Source organism: Ramlibacter pinisoli (assembly GCF_009758015.1).
GTDB lineage: Bacteria > Pseudomonadota > Gammaproteobacteria > Burkholderiales > Burkholderiaceae_C > Ramlibacter > Ramlibacter pinisoli.
The window spans coordinates 2,012,239-2,032,161 of sequence record NZ_WSEL01000009.1; the positions used below are offsets into that span (position 1 = coordinate 2,012,239).

Here is a 19,923-nt window from a genome sequence, read left to right on the forward strand (position 1 = left end):
GTAGTGTGCGCCGGGACCCGCTTGGTTCCCGACGGCGTGGCCCGCGATTAACGCAGGCCGGCGATGTAGTCGGCCACGGCCCGGATTTCCCGGTCGTTCAGCTTGGCGGCGACCTGGGTCATCTGCACGCTGTTGACGCGCGCGCCGTCGCGGAACGCCGTCAGCTGGGCCGCCGTGTAATCGGCGTGCTGGCCGGACAGGCGCGGGTACTGGGCCGGGATGCCGGAGCCGTTCGGGCTGTGGCAGCCGGCGCAGGCGGCGATCTGGCGGTCGGCGATGCCGCCGCGGTAGATCTTCTCGCCCATCGACACCAGCTCCTTGTCGCGGGCGAAGCCCGGCTTGGCCTGACTGGAGCCGACGTAGGCGGCAATGTTGCGCATGTCGTCGTCGCTCAGCTGCGACGCGAACGGCTGCATCACGGCGCTCTTGCGCTTGCCGGCCCTGAATTCCTGCAGCTGCTTGACGATGTATTCGGGGTGCTGCTGCGACAGCCGGGGGTTGGCCGGGATGCCCGAATTGCCGCCGGCGCCGTGGCAGGCCACGCAGACGGCAGTGAACTTGGACTCGCCCTGGGCCAGGTCGGGCTTGGCCGGGGCGGCCGGCTTGGCGGGCGCGGCCGCCGGCTTCTCGGCCGGCGCATTGCCGTGCTGCTGGGCGAAGGTGGGGAGCGCGGGCGCAGCCAGGAACGCGGCCGTCAGCAGGGTGGCAAGCAACTTCATGTCAGTAGGTGGTTCTTCGGCGCAAAACCCGGCGATTCTACAATGCGCCTCCCGGGTTCCCCTTCCCGGCTGGACTCCCCCTCCCATGCCCCCACCGCCCGGCGCGAGCCCCGCACCCGCGCGAACCGCGCCGCCAGCCAAGGACCCCGCCGAACGGGCCCTGGGCTGGATGCACACGGCCCGCTTCCTCACCACCGCCCCGCAGCTGGAATTCCTGCCGCCGCACGAGCACCCGGAGATCGCCTTCGTCGGCCGCTCCAATGCCGGCAAGTCCACCTGCATCAACACCCTCACCCAGCAGAAGCGGCTGGCGTTCGCCTCCAAGACCCCGGGGCGCACCCAGAGCATCAACCTGTTCTCGCTCGGCAAGCAGGGCATCACCGACGCGGTGCTGGCCGACCTGCCCGGCTACGGCTACGCGGCCGTGCCCAAGCAGGACAAGCTGCGCTGGCAGCAGGTGATGGCCAACTACCTGGTCAGCCGTCCCAACCTGCGCGGCGTCGTGCTGCTGTGCGATCCGCGCCACGGCCTGACGGAGCTGGACGACATCCTGCTGGAGGTGATCCGGCCGCGGGTCGAGGCCGGCCTGAAGTTCCTGGTGCTGCTGACCAAGGCCGACAAGCTCACCCGCAGCGACGCGGCCAAGGCGCTGTCGATCGCGCGCCTGCAGGCAGCCGGCGGCGAGGTGAAGCTGTTCTCGGCCCTGAAGCGCCAGGGCGTGGGCGAGACCGCACTGCTGCTGTGGCAGTGGACCCACGACGGCGAACCGTGATCGAGACCTTCGCGCTCGCGCTGCCGCACGGCATCACGCTGAGCTGCCGCGCCAGCGGCGCGCGCGGCCGGCCGGTGCTGGTGTTCCTGCACGGCTTCCCGGAAGCGGCCTTCGTCTGGGACGAGCTGCTGGCGCACTTCGCGCGGCCCGAGCACGGCGGCTTCCGCTGCGTGGCGCCCAACCTGCGCGGCTTCGAGCGCAGCAGCGCGCCGGCCGAGGTCGCGGCCTACCGCGCCCGGCACCTGGTGCAGGACCTGGCGGCGCTGGTGGCCGCCGAGGGCGCGCCGCTCGAGTGCCTGGTGGCGCACGACTGGGGCGGCGCCGTGGCCTGGAACCTGGCCAACCAGCTGCCGCAGCTGACCCGCCGGCTGGCCATCGTCAACTCGCCGCACCCCGGCGCCTTCCTGCGCGAGCTGCAGTCGAACCCGCAGCAGCAACAGGCCAGCGCCTACATGAACTTCCTGATCCGCCCGGACGCGGAGCAGCTGCTGGCCGAGGACGACTACCGCCGGCTGTGGGCCTTCTTCACCCAGCCGCACGGCGCGCCCTGGCTCACCGAGGCCGTGAAACGGCGGTACCGCGCCGTGTGGGACGGCGCGCCCGGCGGCCCGCCGGGCGCCGGGCTACGCGGCGGCTGCAACTACTACCGGGCCTCGCCGCTGCGCCCGCCGCGGCCCGGCGACCCGGCAGCCGCGGCCGTCAGCCTGCCGCACGAGATGCTCACGGTCGACCTGCCGACGCTGGTGCTGTGGGCGATGGAGGACATCGCGCTGCCGCCGTCGCTGGTCGAGGGACTGGACGCCTGGGTCCCGCGCCTGACGCTGGAGCGGGTGCCCGGGGCCACGCACTGGATCGTGCACGAGCGCCCGGCCTTCGTCGCCGAACGGCTGGCGGCCTTCCTCGCCCGGCCGCTCTGAGCGCCGGTCAGTAAACCGGCTTGCCGCCCGGCGGGCGGGTCTTGAAGCGCTTGTGGACCCAGTAGTACTGGTCCGGCATGCCGTCGATGTAGTCCTGCAGCCGCTCGTTCATCAGGGCGGTGTCGGCGGCCACGTCGTCGGTGGGGTAGTCGCGCCAGGCCGGCAGCACCTGCACGTCGTAGCCGTCCGGCGTGATGCGCGTGAGCAGCGGCACCACCTTGGCCCGGCCCAGGCGCGCGAAGCGCGAGAGCGAGGGCACGGTGGCGGCCGGGATGCCGTAGAACGGCACGAAGATCGACTCCTCCGGCCCGAAGTTCATGTCGGGCAGCAGGCACAGGGGCACGCCCTCGCGCAGCGCACTCACCACCTGCTTGGCGCTGTCGGCGCGGTCGAACAGGCGCACGTTGCCGAAGCGCCGGCGGCCGGCCAGGATCCAGGCGTCGACCACCGGGTTGGCCTGGCGGGTGTAGATCGTCATGAAGGGCCGCTGGCTGTCCAGCGTCAGGGCCGTCCAGCCGGCATCCATGCCGACGAAATGCGGCCAGAAGATCACCGTCGGCTCGCGCCCCTCCAGTTCGTCCAGCGCGCCGGTCAGGTGCACCCGGCGCCGCACCGCATCGGGCGCGCCGTGCCAGATCCAGCTGCGGTCGAGCCAGGCTTGGGCGAACGCGATGAAGACCCGGGGCACCAGCTCCCGCCGCTGCGACTCGGTCCAGGACGGGTAGCACAGGGCCAGGTTGACCTGCACCACGTGGCGCCGCCCCGGCACCACGGCATACAGCACCCAGCCGAGCGCCCAGCCGAGGGCGCGCACCCAGCGCAGCGGCAGCGGCGCCAGCAGGCGCATGAACAGGACGCCCAGGCGGCTGAGCATCAGGCGGCCCCCCGCGGTGCCTTGTAGCGGGCATAGCCCCACAGGTACTGCGCCGGGCACTCGCGCACCAGTGCCTCCATCTGGGCATTCACGCCCACCGCCGCCGCATCCGGCGCCTCCGGCACCGCGCCGGGCCAGGGGCGCAGGTGGATGCGGTAGCCGCGGCCCCAGCGCAGGCGCTCGCCCCAGGCGAGCAGCACGGCAGCGCCGGTCTGGCGCGCCAGCCGCGCCGACAGCGTCATTGTGTAGGCCGGCTTGCCGAAGAACGGCGCCCACACGCCCAGCCCCTGGGGCGGCACCTGGTCGGGCAGCAGTCCCACCGCCTGCCCGGCCTGCAGGGCCTTGAGCATCTGCTTGACCCCGGCCAGCGTGGTCGGTGCCGTTTCCAGGTTGGGCCGGCGGCGCGCCTGGTCGACCAGCGGCCGCAGCCAGGCCTTGCGGGCCGGCCGGTACAGCACCGTGATGCGGCCGTAGCGTGCGGCGTAGCCCTGGGCCGTGGCCTCGAAGCAGCCCAGGTGCGGGGTGAGGAAGACGATGCCGCGCCCGCGCGCCAGCGCCTCGTCGATCAGGTGCTCGCCCGACCACTGCACCGGCGGGGGGCGGCCGAACCACAGCCGCGGCACTTCGGCGATGAGCTGGCCCGCGGCGCCCACGGCACCGCCCACCTGGCGCAGCGTGTAGCCCGCCTGGGCGGCATTGGCGACGAAGCGGCGCCGGTAGGTGGGGGACGCCAGCAACGCGACCCAGCCCAACGCCACACCCATGACGTGCAGCAGCCACAGGGGCAGCACGGCCAGGAGGCGGAACACGGTGGTCAAGTCAGGACGTTTAGAATGGAGGGGTCGCCGAGTTACTGAACTACTTGCAGGGCGACGTTAAACCAAGCTGCTAAAGCGTTCGCCAGAAGCTCCGGCCAAGGCAACGCGCCTTGCAACCAACGCTGGAGTTTATTCAAATGGCGAGCGACTTCCTCTTCACCTCCGAATCCGTCTCGGAAGGTCACCCCGACAAGGTGGCCGACCAGGTCTCCGACGCCATCCTGGACGCGATCTTCCGGCAGGACCCGCGCAGCCGCGTCGCCGCCGAGACCCTGTGCAACACCGGCCTGGTCGTGCTCGCCGGCGAGATCACCACCAACGCCCACGTCGACTACATCCAGGTCGCGCGCGACACCATCAAGCGCATCGGCTACGACAACACCGAGTACGGCATCGACTACAAGGGCTGCGCGGTCATGGTCTGCTACGACAAGCAGTCCAACGACATCGCCCAGGGCGTCGACCACGCGAGCGACGACCACCTGAACACCGGCGCCGGCGACCAGGGCCTGATGTTCGGCTACGCCTGCGACGAGACGCCCGAGCTGATGCCGGCGCCGATCTACTACGCGCACCGCCTGGTCGAGCGCCAGGCCCAGCTGCGCAAGGACGGCCGCCTGCCCTTCCTGCGCCCGGACGCCAAGAGCCAGGTGACCATGCGCTACGTCGACGGCAAGCCGCACAGCATCGACACCGTCGTGCTGTCGTCGCAGCATGCGCCCGAGATGAGCGACGGCCACAAGATGAAGCCGGCCTTCATCGAGGCGGTGATCGAGGAGATCATCAAGCCGGTGCTGCCCAAGGAGTGGCTCAAGGAGACCAAGTACCTGATCAACCCGACCGGCCGCTTCGTCGTCGGCGGCCCGCAGGGCGACTGCGGCCTCACCGGCCGCAAGATCATCGTCGACACCTACGGCGGCGCCTGCCCGCACGGCGGCGGCGCGTTCTCCGGCAAGGACCCCTCCAAGGTCGACCGCTCGGCCGCCTACGCCGCCCGCTACGTGGCCAAGAACGTGGTCAAGGCCGGCCTGGCCAAGCAGTGCCAGATCCAGGTCGCGTACGCCATCGGCGTCGCCCGCCCCATGAACGTGACGGTCTACACCGAAGGCACCGGCGTCATTTCGGACGAGAAGATCGCCGCCCTGGTGAACGAGCACTTCGACCTGCGCCCCAAGGGCATCATCCAGATGCTCGACCTGCTGCGCCCAATCTACGAGAAGACGGCCGCCTACGGCCACTTCGGCCGCGAGGAGCCCGAGTTCTCGTGGGAACGCACCGACAAAGCTGCGGCGCTGCGCGCGGCTGCGGGCCTGTAAGGCACCTGGCTATTTGTGTTCCGGCCGGATCGTCCAGAAGTACAGGGTCTTGCCGGCCACCCGCTCCATCCGCTCGGGCGGCCACTCGTCGCCCATGTCAAAGTCGTGCGAGATGACCCGCGTGCCCACGCGCAGCTGCTGCCATAGCCGCGGGCGCAGCCGGCGGTTGAGGTCGGGCAGCAGGTAGAGCGTCACCACGCTGGCCGGCGCTAGGTCGGCCTCGAACAGGTCGGCCACCTGGAACTGCACCCGGTCGCCGACGCCCGCCTGTCGCGCGTTGGTCCGCGCGTCGTCGATGCGCTGCGGGTTCAGGTCGATGCCCACCCCGCGCGCGCCGTGCCTGCGCGCCGCCGTGATCACGATGCGCCCGTCGCCGCAGCCCAGGTCGTAGACGGTGTCGGACCGGTCCACCCCCGCCAGCGCCAGCATCCGGTCCACCACCGGCTGCGGCGTCGGCAGGTAGGGGACGTCCAGGCGCTGCGTGTCGTCGGGCCCGGACTGGGTGTAGCCCAGCAGGGGCGTGCCGGCCAGCAGGGCGAGGAGGATCCGGCGGTCGGCACCCGGCGCAGCGATGGGCGGGCGGACGGTCACGGCGTACTCCTCCAGGACGGGCCCCGCCTTGCCGCCGGGCTCAGTCGATCACCGTCTGCTGGCGCTCGTGCTCCAGGCGCTTCATGGCCACGTAGGTCGCCCGGTCCATCTCGCGCAGCTGGCGCGGGTACCGTTCGGTGGCGTCGAACCAGCCCTGGATGCGCCGCTCCAGCTGCTGGGCGGGCGGCACTGTCAGCGAGTCCAGGTAGGAGTCGATCGCCAGGTAGTAACGCATGGCGTTGCGCTCGATCGCGCCGCGCACGCCGCCGATGTACTGCGGCTGGCCGTCGCTCTCCTTGCCGACGACGCTGAAGCCGACCTTGTCGGCACCGACCGTGCCCAGGTAGGCCTGCATGGCCAGGCGGCCGGTCAGGCCGTAGCCGTACGAGTAGGTCAGCCGCAGGAAGGTCTTGCCACGCTCCAGCGGCACCGCCGCCACGCTGATCCGGTAGTCACGCGTGCCCACGGGCCCCTGCGGGGCCACCAGCCGGCTCTCGAAATAGTCGGGCTGGGCGGCCACCTTGTTCCAGCCGAAATCGATCCGGTATGCCTGCTCCAGCGGCTGGTCGAACTTGCGGCCGATGCGCACCCGCAGCCCCGGACCGTTCGTGCCCTCGACGGCATGGCAGTACTTGGTGTTGAAGGGCAGCAGCAGGATGTCGCACCAGTGCGCCGGATCCTGCAGGGCCGTGCTCACCCGCGCAAACGGATGGTCGAGCACCGCGAACACGTCGCCGGTCAGGCGCTCCGGCTCCTCGGTCGACACGATGTGCAGCGTGCGTCCGTAGGGGTTGTTGCGCAGTTGCTCCTGCAACTGCTCGTGGCGGGCCCGCAGCTCGCCGGCGTCGGCCAGCGCGGCGGGCGCGAGGCCGCAGCAACCGATGGCCAGGCACAGCAGGAAAACGGCTTTGCGAAACATGCTGCAGCGTGCGTCGGCGCTGCCCGATTGGCTGTAGGACGCCGCAGGCATCGGCTGTGCGGTGCGCTTCGGCGCGCGGGCGTCGGGCGTGACGCCGTTTTTTCCTACACCCGCTCCCCGGGTTCGCTGACGGTCCAGCCCAACGGCCGCCACAAGATGGCTGGAGACGCGGCGCGGACCTCGACGCCGCCATCATTCACGCATCCAAGGAGCATCACATGGCTGCAGACGACAGGGACATGAACCGCGACCCCATCACCGACGAACCGGGTGCACATCCGGTGGGCACGGGCGTGGGTGCGACCGGAGGCGCGCTCGCGGGCGCGGCGGCTGGCACCTTTGCGGGCCCGGTGGGCACCATGGTCGGCGGCGTGATCGGCGCCGTGGTCGGCGGACTGGCCGGCAAGGCCGCCGCCGAGGCCATCAACCCCACTGCCGAGGAGGCGCACTGGCGCGAGACCTACACCCGCGAGCCGTACTACGAGCCGGGGCGCAGCTTCGACGACTACGGCCCGGCCTACCGGCACGGCGTGACGGCCCGCCTGCGCGAGGACACCGACTGGGAAGCCGCCGAGCCGCGCCTGGCCTCCGAGTGGGAGAACCAGCGTGCCGGTTCCGGGCTGACCTGGGAACAGGCCCGGCCGGCCAGCCGCGCTGCCTGGGAGCGCATCGGCGGCCGCGCCGGCAGCGGCGCGGTGGCGAGCGACACGGCCATGGTGCGCGCGAGCGACCTGGCGCCGGCGCCGCGGACCGCCGGCACCGATCTGGCGGGCGACAGCATGGCCGGCAGCCCCACGGCCACCGTGCGCGACACCAGCGTCCCGGGCTTCGCGGGCACGGTGCGCAGCGCCGGCACCACCGGCGGCAACCGCAGCGACTTCGTCGATGTGCTGGAGGACCTGGTGGAGTGCTGCCGAGACGGCGAGTACGGCTTCGGCGAAAGCGCGCAGCAGGCCCAGCGGGCCGACATCCGGTCGCTGCTGCAGCAGCGGGCGCTGGACTGCCGGCGCGCCGCCGACGAACTGAACCAGCACATCGTCCGCCTGGGCGGCTCGGCCGAGGACAGCGGCAGCGCCCTGGGCGCGGTGCACCGCGGCTGGGTGTCGGTCAAGGCCAAGCTCAGCACCCATGACGACAAGGCAGTGCTCGAGGAGTGCGAGCGCGGCGAGGACAACGCCGTGGCGCGCTACCGCAAGGCGCTGCAGCAGCCGCTGCCCACGGACATCCAGGCCATCGTCGAGCGGCAGTTCCGGGGCGTGCAGCGCAACCACGAGCAGGTGCGCGAGCTGCGCAACCAGCTGCGGGCCGAAGCCAGCCAGGACAGCGCGGCGCGCGGTGCGATGGGCAGCTCGGCCCTGGGCGGTGCGGTGGCGAGCGCGGCACCGTCGATGCCTCACGCGCAGTCGCAGTCACAGTCGCAGTCGCAGTCGCAAGGCATGGAGCGCGGCACCGGCGCCGCCGGCATGGTGGGGGCGGCCCAGAGCGCCGGCAACACCAGTGGCGACCGTGGCGACATCGTCGATGCGCTGCAGGACCTGGCGGAGTGCTGCAAGGACGGCGAGTACGGCTTCCGCGAATGCGCCGAGCAGGCCAGGCGGCAGGACCTCAAGTCCCTGCTGCTGCAGCGCGCGGACGATTGCCGGCGCGGCGCCGAGCAGCTGAACCAGCAGATTCGCCAGCTCGGCGGGTCGGTGCAGGACAGCGGCAGCGCGCTCGGCGCCCTGCACCGCGGCTGGGTGTCGGTCAAGACCAAGCTGAGCACCTACGACGACAAGGCCGTGCTGGAAGAGTGCGAGCGCGGCGAGGACAACGCGATGGCCCGCTACCGCAAGGCCCTGCAGAAGCCGCTGCCGGCGGGTGTGAGGGCGGTGGTGGAGAGCCAGTTCCAGGCGGTCCAGCGCAACCACGATCAGATCCGGATGCTGCGCGATTCCACCCAACGCAGCTGACCGCCGACGGCGCGGGCGCCAACCCGCGCCGCCCCGCATGGCCGCCGACGACCGTCCCCCCTCCCCTGCCGAGGCGCTCAAGACCTACAAGGCCAAGCGCCGGTTCGATGCCACGCCGGAGCCGGCCGAGGGCGGGGTCGCCGACGAGAGCGCGCGGGCGTTCGTGATCCAGAAGCATTGGGCGACGCGGCTGCACTACGACTTCCGGCTCGAACTGGACGGCACGATGAAGAGCTGGGCCGTGCCCAAGGGCCCGAGCTACGACCCGCACGACAAGCGGATGGCGATGCCCACCGAGGACCACCCGATCGCCTACAACCGTTTCGAGGGCACGATCCCGGCCGGCAACTACGGCGCCGGCAAGGTCGTCATCTGGGACAAGGGCACCTGGGTCCCACTGGAAGATCCGCACCAGGGATTCCGTGACGGCAAGCTCAAGTTCGAGCTGCGCGGCCACAAGATGCATGGCCACTGGGCCCTGGTGCGCATGAAGGGCCGCGCCCAGGGCGGCCGGCAGGATCCGTGGCTGCTGATCAAGGAGCGCGACGGCTTCGTGCGCCCGGCCACCGAGTTCAGCGTGGTCGACGAATTGCCCGACAGCGTGCAAGACCTGGACGACCGCCCGGCCGCCGTCACGCCGTCCGGCGGCGCTGTAACGGCTCCTGCGCCGGCGCCCCCCGCGCGCTCCGGCCCGCCCGCGGGGGCCCGACCGGCCGCCCTGCCGGCCACCCTGCAGCCGCAGCTGGCCGTGCTGGTGGACGGGCCGCCGGCCGACCCGCAGGCCTGGGTGTTCGAGATCAAGTTCGACGGCTACCGGATGCTGGCCCGCGCCGAGGGCGGCACGGTGCGCCTGGTCACCCGCAACGGCCACGACTGGACGGCGCGCCTGCCCGCCCTGCAGCAGGCCCTGCAGGCGATGGATCTGCCGGACGGCTGGTACGACGGCGAGATCATCATGCCGGGCCAGGAGACGCCGGCCGACTTCCAGGCGCTGCAGGGCGCGTTCGACAGCGCGCACACCGAACACATCGTCTACTACCTGTTCGACCTGCCGTTCTGCGCCGGCCAGGACCTGCGCCAGGTGCCGCTGGTGGAGCGGCGCGCAGTGCTGCAGCGCATCGTCGAGCGCAAGCCGCACCCGAACGTGCGCTTCAGCGCCGTGTTCGAGGCGCCGCCGAAGGACATCCTGGCCTCGGCCTGCCAGCTCGGCCTGGAAGGCCTGATCGCCAAGCGGCGCGAGTCGTCCTATGCCGGCCGGCGCTCGAGCGACTGGATCAAGCTCAAATGCGGGCGCCGGCAGGAGTTCGTGATCGGCGGCTGGACCGACCCCAAGGGTTCGCGCGCCGGCATCGGCTCGCTGCTGCTGGGCATGCACGGGGACGACGGCAAGCTGCGCTACGCCGGCAACGTCGGCACCGGCTTCGACGACCGCACGCTGCGCGCGCTGCGCCAGCGCCTGGACGGCCTGGAAGCGCCGCGCAGCCCGTTCGATGGTGGCGGCAGCGGGCTGCCGCGCGGGTCGCACTGGGTGCGGCCGGAGCTGGTGTGCGAGGTGGCGTTCGGCGAGATGACGCGCGAGGGCAAGGTGCGCCACTCCGTCTTCCATGGCCTGCGCGACGACAAGCCGGCGGCGGCGGTGTCGCGCGAGCAGGCGCTGCACCTGCCGGTGGCGCGACGCAAGGCCGCTGCACCTGCGCCCGCGCCGGCCGCAACGGCGGCGGCCCTCCCGGCCGGCCTGCGGGTGAGCCACCCGGAGCGCGTGGTCGACGCCCGCAGCGGCATCACCAAGATCGAGCTGGTGCGCTACTACGCGCTGGTCGCTCCGCTGATGCTGGAGCACCTGTGGCGACGGCCGATCGCCATGGTGCGGGCGCCCGACGGCGTGGACGGCCAGCAGTTCTTCCAGAAGCACCTGGACCGCTACCGGATGGAAGGCGTGGCGGCGCTCGACCCGAAGATGGTCCCCGGCCATCCGGCGATGCTGGAGATCGTCGCGCCTGCCGGCCTGCTGTCGGCCGCGCAGATGAACGTGATCGAGTTCCACACCTGGAATGCCGTCGCCACCGCCGCCGACAAGCCCGACCGCATGACGTTCGACCTCGACCCGGGCGAGGGCGTCGACTGGCCCCAGATGCAGGAAGCGGCCCAGCTGGTGCACGCCTTCCTGCACGAGCTCGGCCTGCCCGGCTGGCTCAAGACCAGCGGCGGCAAGGGCCTGCACGTGGTGGTTCCCATCAAGCCGCAGCACGGCTGGGACCCGGTGAAGGATTTCTCGCAGGCCGTGGTGCAGCACCTGGCCCGGACCATCCCGCAGCGCTTCGTCGCCAAGTCGGGGCCGAAGAACCGGGTCGGGCGCATCTTCATCGACTACCTGCGCAACGGCTTCGGCGCCACCACCGTGTGCGCCTGGTCGGCGCGCGCGCGCCCGGGGCTGGGCATCTCGGTGCCGGTGCACTGGGACGAGCTGGCGCACCTGAAGGGCGGCGACCACTGGACCGTGGCCACCGTGCACCAGCGGCTGGACGCCGGCAACAGCCCGTGGGACGGCTATGCCAGGAGCGCGCTGTCCATCAACGCGGCCATGAAGAAGCTGGGCTTCCGGCCCGCCTGACACCGCGCTCACGATGACGCCCAACTGGCCGAGCAAGATCTGGATCGTCCGCCACGGGCAGAGTGCCGGCAACGTCGCGCGCGACGCGGCCGAGGCTGCCGGCCTGGTGGTGATCGACATCGCCGACCGCGACATCGACGTGCCGCTGTCGGACCTCGGGCGCGAGCAGGCGGTGGCGCTGGGCCACTGGTTCGGCAGCCTGGCGCCAGGCGACCAGCCCGAGGTCGTGATCACCTCGCCCTACGTGCGCGCGCGCCAGACCACCCGCCTGCTGATGGAGGCCGCCGGCCTCGATCCCCGCCGGGTGCGGCTGCGCATCGACGAGCGCCTGCGCGAGAAGGAATTCGGCATCCTCGACCGGCTGACGGTGCGCGGCATCCGCGAGCGCCACCCGGAGCTGGCCGCACAGCGCTCGCACGTGGGCAAGTTCTACTTCCGTCCGCCCGGCGGCGAGAGCTGGTGCGACGTGGTGCTGCGCCTGCGCAGCGTCGTCGAGATGGTCTCGCGCGAGCACGATGGCCAGCGCGTGCTGGTGGTCGCCCACCAGGTCATCGTGCACTGCATGCGCTACCTGCTGGAATGCCTGGAGGAGCACGAGGTGCTGGCGCTCGACCGCCAGGGCGACGTGCCCAACTGCGGCGTCACCTCCTACCGGCTCGACCCGCAGGCGCGCGCGATGGCCGTCGACCTGGTCAACTTCGTCGCGCCGCTGCGTCAGGCCGGGACCCCCATCACGCGCGAACCGGACGCGATGGCCGCGCCCAAGCCATGACGTCCACCCCGCCCCTGCCGCTGGACGCCGGCGCGCTGCGCGACTGGCCGCTGCCCGCGCTGTCCGACGACGCCGACAAGGAGGCGCGCGGCCAGCTGCTGGTGGTCGCCGGCAGCCGCGAGATCCCGGGCGCGGCCTTGCTGGCGGCCACGGCTGCCCTGCGCATGGGCGCCGGCAAGCTCGTGATCGCGACCGGCGAATCGGTGGCCACCGGCCTGGCGCTCGCGATGCCCGAGGCGCGCGTGATCGGCCTGCCGGAGACGCCCGCCGGCGGCTTCCGCCTGGACGGCATCGAACGCCTGGAGGCCAGCCTGGAAGGCGCGAACGCCATCCTCGTGGGGCCGGGGATGATGGAGACCGCCGCCACCGCCGCCTTCGCGCGCGGCCTGCTGCCCCTGCTGGCGGGCCGGCGCCTGGTGCTGGATGCCGCCGCCATGGATGCGGCGATGGCGGGCCCCTTTCCCGAGCCGGTGCTGCTCACGCCGCATGCCGGCGAGATGGCCCACCTGACCGGCGCCGGCAAGCAGGCGGTCCTGGCCGATCCCGCGACCGCCGCGTGGGAGGCCGCGCGCCGCTGGAACGCCGTCGTCGCCGTGAAGGGGGCGGCCACGGTCCTGGCCACGCCGGACGGCCGCTGCTGGCGCCACGAGGGGGGCAACTGCGGGCTGGCGACCTCGGGATCGGGCGACACCCTGGCCGGCGCCATCGCAGGGCTGTGCGCACGCGGGGCGACGCTCGAGCAGGCCTGCGCCTGGGGCGTGGTGCTGCACGCCCAGGCCGGCGACCGGCTGGCGGCCCGGCGGGGTGCCGTCGGCTACCTGGCGCGCGAGATTCCCGACGCGATGCTCGAGGCGCTGAACGCCATCGCGGGCTGAGGCGCGACGCGCCCGCGGGCAGCAAGGTCCTTCCCACTATTCGCGCCACCGGGGAGCGTGTCAATCGCGGACCGGGGGTTCGGACCCGCGGGCCCGCGATCCTTTGCAACGAGCTGCTACCCACCCCCGTCGTGACGCGGCATCCCGTAACCGCGGGCAACGGTGCTCGCTTTCGAGGGCACGCTGCCTAGACTCCGCGACCCCGACAAGCGCCACTCCCGGCGCCTCGGCCACCGGGCCCGGCAAGGTCCGAACGCTGGAAGTATCAACATGAAAACCTCCGTCCTACTGGCAGCCTCGCTGGCCTGCGGCGCAGCGCTGGCGCAGTACACAACGTCGCCCCCGGATCAACGCCCGGCCGATCCGGCGGCGGCGCCCATGCAACCCGCACCGCGCGATGCGCCCCCGATGTCCGGCACCACCGCGGACCCGTACAAGTCCGGCACGGCCAGCCCCTCGGGCGGACGCACCGAGATGGGCGCACCGCCGGCGCAGACCCGATCCATGCCACCGCCGTCATCCACCATGGGCAGCTCGCCGTCCCGCATGGCCCCGGCGCCCGTGCAGCTGCCGGTGCCAGGTCCGGGCTGACGCAGCCACCACCGTCCCTGCGTTCGGGGAGTTCGCATGAGCGGCTACCTCGACCACGGCCAGTGGCGTGACGGCTGGTACGACACGCGCCCCACCCAGGGCGAGTTCGTGCGGACGACCTCGGCGTTCCGCCACTGGATCACCTCGGACCCCTCGGCTGTCTTCCATGCCGAAGCCGGCCGCTACCACCTCTATGTCTCGCTGGCCTGCCCCTGGGCCCATCGCACGCTCATCGCGCGCATGCTCAAGGGCCTGCAGGACGTCATCACGGTGTCCGTGGTGGAGCCGGTGATGACGCAGGGCTGGTGCTTCAGCGATGCCCTGCCGGACCACCTGCACGGCTCGCGCTACCTGCACCAGCTGTATGCCGCCGCCGACCCCGGGTACACCGGACGCGTGCTGGTGCCTGCGCTGTGGGACCGGAAGACCGGCACCATCGTGAGCAACGAGTCGAGCGAGATCCTGCGCATGTTCAACAGCGCCTTCGCCGGCCTGGCCCAGGGTGATGTCGACCTCTATCCGGCAGCGCTGCGCGACGCCATCGACCGCGTCAATGCCTTCGTCTACGACAACATCAACAACGGCGTCTACCGGTGCGGCTTCGCCACCGAGCAGGGCGCCTACGAACGCGCCTTCGAGCGGCTGTTCTCGGCGCTGGACTGGGTGGAGGGTGAACTGGGCGAGGGGCCGTTCCTGGTCGGTGACCGGCCCACCGAGGCGGACTGGCGGCTGTTCACGACGCTGGTGCGCTTCGACGCCGTCTATTTCAGCCACTTCAAGTGCAACCGCAACCGGATCGAGGACTTCCCGCACCTGTCGCGGTACCTGCGCACCCTGTACCGGGTGCCGGGCATCGCCGCCACGGTCGACTTCGACCACATCAAGCGGCACTACTACATGAGCCACCCGCACATCAACCCGACGCGCATCGTTCCCGTCGGGCCGCGGCTGCGCTGGGACGAAGGGAGCTGATTCTTTTGCTGGATTGATCAATCGCTCCGCAAAATACATTGGACTGATAGGTGCGGGCGCGCAATCATGCCCTGGCGACCCACACAGGAGACCTCGCCATGGCGCACGCAGACACCCTCAGCTTGACCGTCCACCCCCTGGGCGACACTCTCGGCGCCGAGATCCGCGGCCTCGACCTGAACGAGCCGCTCACCGACGCGGATGCGCGGGCCCTGCAGGCCGCCTGGTCGGAGCACCTGGTCCTGCGGTTTCGCGACCAGGACAACCTCAGCCTCGCAGCGCAGATCGCGTTCTCCCGCCATTTCGGCAAGCTGGACAAGCGGCCCACGGTGAGCGCCGAGATGAGCGCCCAGCACGACGCGCTGCCGCCGGAGATCACGGTGATCTCCAACATCAAGGTCGAAGGCAAGCCGCTGGGCGCCCTGGGCGATGCCGAAGCGGTCTGGCACTCGGACATGACCTACAACGAGTTTCCGCCCAAGGCCGCCTGCCTGCATGCCCGGGAAGTTCCGCCGCAGGGTGGCGATACCCACTTCGCGAACCTGCATGCCGCCTACGAGGAGCTGGATGCGAAGGTGAAGGAGCGCATCGCCACGCTGCGCTGCGTGCACGACGCGAGCCGCAACAGCGCCGGGGAGCTGCGCCTGGGCGCCCGGGAAGTCACCGACCCCCGGCAGACCGTGGGCGCCGTGCATCCGCTCGTCATGACGCATGCGGTCAGCGGCAAGCGCCACCTCATGCTGGGCCGGCGCCGCAACGCGTACATCGTCGGCCTGCCCCTCGACGAGAGCGAAATGCTGCTCGACCAGCTCTGGCAGCACGCCACCCGCCCGCGCTTCACCTGGACGCAGGTATGGCGGCGCGGCGACCTGGTGATGTGGGACAACGCCGCGACGCTCCATCGCCGTGACGCCTTCGACCCGACGTCGCGCCGGCTGATGTATCGCACGCAGATCGCGTCCGCCTGACCCCCGGCCCGACGCAGCACGAGAGGAAGTCGCCATGAACCGTCGTTCCATCCTGCAGGCCGCCGCCTGCCTTTCGGCAGCAGGCGCACTGGGCTTTCCGGGCATCGCGGTGGCGAAGAGCTACGCGACCCGGACCGCGAAGATCATCGTCGCCGGGCCGCCCGGCGGCAGTTCCGACCTGATGGCGCGCCTGATCGCCGCCGAGCTGGGGCCCTTGCTGGGACAGTCCGTCATCGTCGACAACCGGCCCGGCGCGGGCGGCGTGATCGGCACGCGGGCGGTCGTCGACGCCGCCCCGGACGGCCACACGCTGCTGCTCGGGCATGTGGCCACCAATGCGATCGTGCCCGCGCTGTACAGCCCGAAGCCGTTCGACGCGGTGGCCGACTTCGAGCCGATCAGCCCGGTCGGCAGCGCGCCGGACCTGCTCGTCGTGTCGGCCCGCAGCCCGGCGCGGTCCCTGCAGGAGCTGCTCGAGCTCGGCCGCAAGGGCGAGGAGCTGACCTACGGCTCACCCGGCATCGGCCTGCCGCAGCACTTCTTCGGCTTCATGCTGGCGAAGGAGTCGGGCGTCCGCATGCGGCACGTTCCCTATCGCGGCAGCGCCCCCGCGCTCATGGACGTGCTGGGCGGGCAGATCTCGATGATGTTCGTGACCTCCGGTGCCGCGGCACCGTACGTTCGCAGCGGCCAGGTGCGGCCGCTGGCCGCTGCGACCGATGCGCGCAGCCCGTTCTTCCCGCAGGTGCCGTCGATGCGCGAACTCGGATTCCCGTCCGCCGCGCAGCGCACCTGGTTCGGCATCTTCGCGCCGGCGCGCACGCCCCGGACCATCGCCGACGAACTCAACGCCGCCATCGGAACCATCATTGCCCGACCCGATGTCCGGGCGAAGTTCGAAGGCATCTACATCGAGCCCGATGCGCCGCAGTCACGCGAGGCCTACCGCGCCTATGTGCAGGCGGAGGCCGGCAAGTGGGCCGACATCGTGAAGAAGTCGGGCATCACGCCGGAGTGAACGGGGCATGAAGCCGGACGCGCTGACCGCCAAGACGGTCACCCTCAGTCGCACGCAGCGGGTCCACCTGGGCCTCGAAGCGGCCTGCGTCATCGCCGAGGAGGCCGGGTTCGCCAACGCCCGGCGGGTCTTCGTGATCGCCGGCCGCACCCTGCGCGAGGACACGGCGGTGGTGCGGGACATCGAGGCCGCGCTGGGCGCCGCCCACGCGGGGACCTGGTCGGGCATCTCCCCGCACGTGCCCCGCGCCGACGTGCTCGCCGGCATCGCCGCGGCGCGGGCCTGCGACGCCGACATGATCGTGGCCGTGGGCGGAGGGTCCGTGGTGGATGCGGCGAAGGTCGTCAACCTCGGCCTGCACCACGGCATCACCGAGGTGTCGGACCTCGATCGCTTCACCTTTGCCGTCCGCGGCAAGGCCGGCTGGTCGCGGCCGGCCTTCGAGGGCCCGACACGGACGCTGATTGCGGTGCCGACCACGCTCTCGGGTGGTGAATTCAGCGCGCTCGCCGGCGTGACGGACGAGCGCAGGAAGAAGAAGGAGGGCATCACGCATCCCGGCATGGCCCCGGCCGCGATCGTGCTCGATCCGCGCCTGACCATCCACACCCCCGAGTGGTTGTGGCTGTCCACGGGCATCCGGTCCGTCGATCACGCGACCGAGACGCTGGCCTCGACGCTCTCCGACCCGTACAGCGACGGCATGGCCGAGAGCGCGTTGCGCCTGCTCGGCGAAGGATTGCGCCGCGTGCGCCGCGATCCCGGCGACCTGCAGGCGCGCCTGCTCTGCCAGGTCGGAACCTGGCAGAGCAAGATCCCGAGCGCCTCGGGCGTGCCGATGGGCGCCAGCCATGCGATCGGCCACGTCCTCGGCGCAAGGCATGCGGTGCCGCACGGCTACACCTCGTGCGTCACGGCGCCCGGCGTGCAGGCCTGGAACGCCACCCATGTCGGCGACCGGCAGCGCCGGATCAGCGCCGCCCTGGGATCCGTCGAACGCCCGGCTGCCGAGCTGCTGGACGACCTGATCCGCGAGCTCGGCTTGCCGCGCACGCTGGCGGACGTGGGTGTCGGCGCCTCGGACCTGGAGGCGATCGCGGAGGCGACCCTGAACGACATGTGGGCCGCCACCAACCCGCGGCCGCTGGCCAGGCGGGAAGACGTCCTGGAGATCCTCCAGGCCGTGGCCTGACAGCAAGGCCAACGCGACTGGACTACGCCGCGCGTCCCTTGCGGACCGGCCGCTTTCGGGCGAATTCCCGGCAGGTCTCCAGGAAGCTGGCCACGATCGGGGTCGGCGGCGATCCGGCCGGAATGGATGCGCAGATGCGGCGATAGGCCGAGGCCGTGCTGATCCGGCGATGGGCCAGGCCCTCCAGGTTGCTGCGCACCAGCAGGGCTTCGGACAGCACCCCGATGCCCAGGCCTTCCGAGATCAGCCCCAGCATGGTGGGGACCTGCGCCACCTCGTAGGCGGGGACGAACACGTGCCCCAGCTGCTGGTACTGCTCGTTCAGGGTCTGCCGCAGATGGCTGGTGTTGTTGACGGCGACCTGGGGATAGGCCTGGAGGTCCGCCCACTTCAGGGTCCTCTTCGCGCACAGGGGGTGCCCGGCGGGAAAGATGGCGACCAGGTAATCGCGGAACAGGTCTTCCGCTGCGAGCCCGTTGCCCGCGGCCATTGCGGGCGTGACGGCGATGTCGGCCTTGCCGGTGCGCACCATCTCCAGGCAGATGCCGGACAACTCGTCGTGCAGCCTCAGCTCCACTTCGGGCAGGCGCCTGGAGAACTCACCCATGACGGCCGGCAGGAAACCGGCCGCCACCGATGGGCCGGCGGCGATGGTCAGCCGTCCCCGCTTGCCGGCGGCGAACTCGCGGATGCGGATCTGGGCCTGCTCGACGTTGCCTGCGAGCTGCTGCGCGAGGCGCTGGAATTCCATCCCGACGGCCGTGAGGGCCACGTGCCTCGTCGTGCGCTCGAACAACCGGGCCCCCAGGACCTCCTCCAGCCGCTTGATCGCCACGCTCAATGCCGGCTGCGACAGATGGCTGATCCTTGCGGCCTCGCTGAAGCTGAGGGTGCTGGACAGGGCGAGGAAGACTTCGACCTGGCGGAAGGTGATCTTCACCTGGCGAGCCCGGAAGTGAATGGGTGGGACATGCTGGTGTCCTTGTGCAACGCGGACGCGCCGCAAATTATCCAGCGGCCGAGCGCATCGCGAAGCGCCTGCCCCCCTGCCACCGTTGACGAGCCGTGCGAAGCGGCAGGCATCACAGCTCGATTGTTCGAAGGGATCGCCGCCAAGCGCAAGCTGCCGGCACGCCAGACGGGGCGCAAGGGTTGACCGGTCGTCCGCACCTGGGACGCAGGTGTCGGCGCATTCCGCGCCGCGCGCCGCTAGACTGCGCTCGGCGAAGGGAGGCCGCTGCCATGGCTATCGTGCTCTACCACCACCCCTTTTCCCGCGCGGCGGGCGTCGTCTGGATGCTCGAGGAGCTCGGCGTTTCGTACGACCTTCGTTTCGTCGACCTGATGCGGGGGGAACACAAGGCCGCCGAGTTGCTTGTGCTGAACCCGATGGGCAAGCTTCCGATCCTGGTCGACGGCGACGCCGTCGTGACGGAGTCGGCGGCCATCGGGCTCTACCTCGCGGATCGGTACTCGCTCGGCCGCCTCGCTCCGCTGCCGGACGACCCCGCGCGCGCGACGTACCTGAGGTGGTCCCTCTTCGCCCCGTCGGTGATCGAGCCCGGCTCGATCGCAAAGGCCGCCGATTGGCAGTTCAAGCCTTCGCAGGCGGGCTGGGGCGACCACGAGTCGATGCTGCGTGCGATGGAGGGCGCGGTCACCGGCCGCGAGTTCCTCCTCGGCGACCACTTCTCGATGGCTGACGTGATCTTCGGTGGCACCGTCCGCTACATGCTGCGCTTCAGCATGCTCGAGGCGCGGCCCGCATTCGTCGCGTACGGCAACCGCCTCGCCGCCCGTCCCGCCTTGCAGCGCGCAGAGGCGCGGAACCTCACCGTCGCGAACGAGCACGGCCTCAACATGTGACCTGCGCTGCAGCAACGGATCGCAATCGGATTGCGCATGGACTCCGGACGCCCGCCTTTGGCCGGCCACCCACCTTGGAGGCCCGCAGCGGAGTGCACGCGTCCCGGCGGGCGGCCCTCGGAGCGGGCTGGCGGAGTGGCCCGTAGAATGACCTCCGCCGGCCGCGCCTTGCGCGGCCGTTGC

At 71.5% G+C, this 19,923-nt stretch carries 19 protein-coding genes; 13 read left to right on the forward strand and 6 right to left on the reverse strand.

Translation table 11 applies throughout. The features are described 5' to 3' along the window. Window positions 1-47: 47 nt before the first annotated feature. A complete protein-coding gene (locus GON04_RS24025; protein WP_157400479.1) occupies window positions 48-719 on the reverse strand; it encodes a c-type cytochrome in 672 nt (223 codons plus the stop codon). Window positions 720-804: 85 nt separating this feature from the next. Between GON04_RS24025 and yihA the strand changes: the two genes are divergently transcribed. Together yihA and GON04_RS24035 are read left to right on the forward strand one after the other, a co-directional pair. Next, window positions 805-1,491 (forward strand): ribosome biogenesis GTP-binding protein YihA/YsxC, encoded by a 687-nt coding sequence (gene yihA, locus GON04_RS24030; protein ID WP_157400480.1) that lies wholly within the window; start codon window positions 805-807, stop codon window positions 1,489-1,491. After that, entirely contained in the window at window positions 1,488-2,408 is a 921-nt protein-coding gene (locus GON04_RS24035) for an alpha/beta fold hydrolase (protein ID WP_181653741.1), read from the forward strand. The genes yihA and GON04_RS24035 overlap by 4 nt, the downstream gene beginning before the upstream one ends. A gap of 7 nt (window positions 2,409-2,415) precedes the next feature. On the opposite strand, the gene GON04_RS24040 is transcribed toward GON04_RS24035, so the two are convergent. Next, a complete protein-coding gene (locus tag GON04_RS24040; RefSeq protein WP_157400481.1) occupies window positions 2,416-3,282 on the reverse strand; it encodes an LpxL/LpxP family acyltransferase in 867 nt (288 codons plus the stop codon). Continuing rightward, entirely contained in the window at window positions 3,282-4,100 is an 819-nt protein-coding gene (locus tag GON04_RS24045; RefSeq protein WP_157400482.1) for a lysophospholipid acyltransferase family protein, read from the reverse strand. Before GON04_RS24045 ends, GON04_RS24040 begins: the two co-directional genes overlap by 1 nt. A 137-nt stretch (window positions 4,101-4,237) precedes the next feature. Between GON04_RS24045 and metK the strand changes: the two genes are divergently transcribed. After that, window positions 4,238-5,416, forward strand: coding sequence for a methionine adenosyltransferase (gene metK, locus GON04_RS24050; RefSeq protein WP_157400483.1), 1,179 nt, complete (start codon window positions 4,238-4,240; stop codon window positions 5,414-5,416). Window positions 5,417-5,425: 9 nt separating this feature from the next. Here the strand turns inward: metK and GON04_RS24055 are convergent, their stop codons facing one another. Together GON04_RS24055 and GON04_RS24060 are read right to left on the reverse strand one after the other, a co-directional pair. Next, window positions 5,426-6,007, reverse strand: coding sequence for an SAM-dependent methyltransferase (locus tag GON04_RS24055; protein WP_338051042.1), 582 nt, complete (start codon window positions 6,005-6,007; stop codon window positions 5,426-5,428). Window positions 6,008-6,047: 40 nt separating this feature from the next. Further along, window positions 6,048-6,926, reverse strand: coding sequence for a hypothetical protein (locus GON04_RS24060; RefSeq protein ID WP_157400484.1), 879 nt, complete (start codon window positions 6,924-6,926; stop codon window positions 6,048-6,050). Between the two features lie 218 nt (window positions 6,927-7,144). Between GON04_RS24060 and GON04_RS27230 the strand changes: the two genes are divergently transcribed. From GON04_RS27230 to GON04_RS24110, 9 genes are all read left to right on the forward strand, one after another. Further along, complete coding sequence (locus tag GON04_RS27230) at window positions 7,145-8,875, forward strand: ferritin-like domain-containing protein (RefSeq protein WP_338051043.1); 1,731 nt, start codon at window positions 7,145-7,147, stop codon at window positions 8,873-8,875. Window positions 8,876-8,912: 37 nt separating this feature from the next. Continuing rightward, entirely contained in the window at window positions 8,913-11,486 is a 2,574-nt protein-coding gene (gene ligD, locus GON04_RS24075; protein ID WP_157400485.1) for a DNA ligase D, read from the forward strand. 13 nt (window positions 11,487-11,499) lie between these two features. Continuing rightward, window positions 11,500-12,258 carry a histidine phosphatase family protein gene (locus GON04_RS24080; RefSeq protein ID WP_157400486.1) on the forward strand — a complete coding sequence of 253 codons (759 nt, stop codon included), beginning with the start codon at window positions 11,500-11,502 and terminating at the stop codon, window positions 12,256-12,258. Beyond that, window positions 12,255-13,133, forward strand: coding sequence for an NAD(P)H-hydrate dehydratase (locus GON04_RS24085; protein WP_157400487.1), 879 nt, complete (start codon window positions 12,255-12,257; stop codon window positions 13,131-13,133). The genes GON04_RS24080 and GON04_RS24085 overlap by 4 nt, the downstream gene beginning before the upstream one ends. Before the next feature lie 270 nt (window positions 13,134-13,403). After that, window positions 13,404-13,724: a hypothetical protein gene (locus GON04_RS24090; RefSeq protein WP_157400488.1), complete on the forward strand. Its 321-nt coding sequence runs from the start codon at window positions 13,404-13,406 to the stop codon at window positions 13,722-13,724. 36 nt (window positions 13,725-13,760) lie between these two features. Next, window positions 13,761-14,696, forward strand: a complete 936-nt coding sequence (locus GON04_RS24095; protein WP_157400489.1) for a glutathione S-transferase family protein — start codon at window positions 13,761-13,763, stop codon at window positions 14,694-14,696. Window positions 14,697-14,794: 98 nt separating this feature from the next. Then, the gene (locus GON04_RS24100; RefSeq protein ID WP_157400490.1) at window positions 14,795-15,664 is read left to right on the forward strand and encodes a TauD/TfdA dioxygenase family protein; all 870 of its coding nucleotides are present in this window, start codon (window positions 14,795-14,797) and stop codon (window positions 15,662-15,664) included. A gap of 34 nt (window positions 15,665-15,698) precedes the next feature. Beyond that, a complete protein-coding gene (locus tag GON04_RS24105; RefSeq protein WP_157400491.1) occupies window positions 15,699-16,682 on the forward strand; it encodes a Bug family tripartite tricarboxylate transporter substrate binding protein in 984 nt (327 codons plus the stop codon). A 7-nt stretch (window positions 16,683-16,689) separates the two neighbouring features. Further along, on the forward strand, window positions 16,690-17,874 hold the full coding sequence (locus GON04_RS24110) for an iron-containing alcohol dehydrogenase (RefSeq protein WP_157400492.1): 1,185 nt from the start codon (window positions 16,690-16,692) through the stop codon (window positions 17,872-17,874). Between the two features lie 22 nt (window positions 17,875-17,896). Here GON04_RS24110 and GON04_RS24115 read toward each other — a convergent pair whose 3' ends face one another. After that, entirely contained in the window at window positions 17,897-18,814 is a 918-nt protein-coding gene (locus GON04_RS24115; protein ID WP_157400493.1) for a LysR substrate-binding domain-containing protein, read from the reverse strand. A 302-nt stretch (window positions 18,815-19,116) separates the two neighbouring features. Between GON04_RS24115 and GON04_RS24120 the strand changes: the two genes are divergently transcribed. Continuing rightward, entirely contained in the window at window positions 19,117-19,740 is a 624-nt protein-coding gene (locus GON04_RS24120) for a glutathione S-transferase family protein (RefSeq protein WP_157400494.1), read from the forward strand. Window positions 19,741-19,923 lie beyond the last annotated feature (183 nt).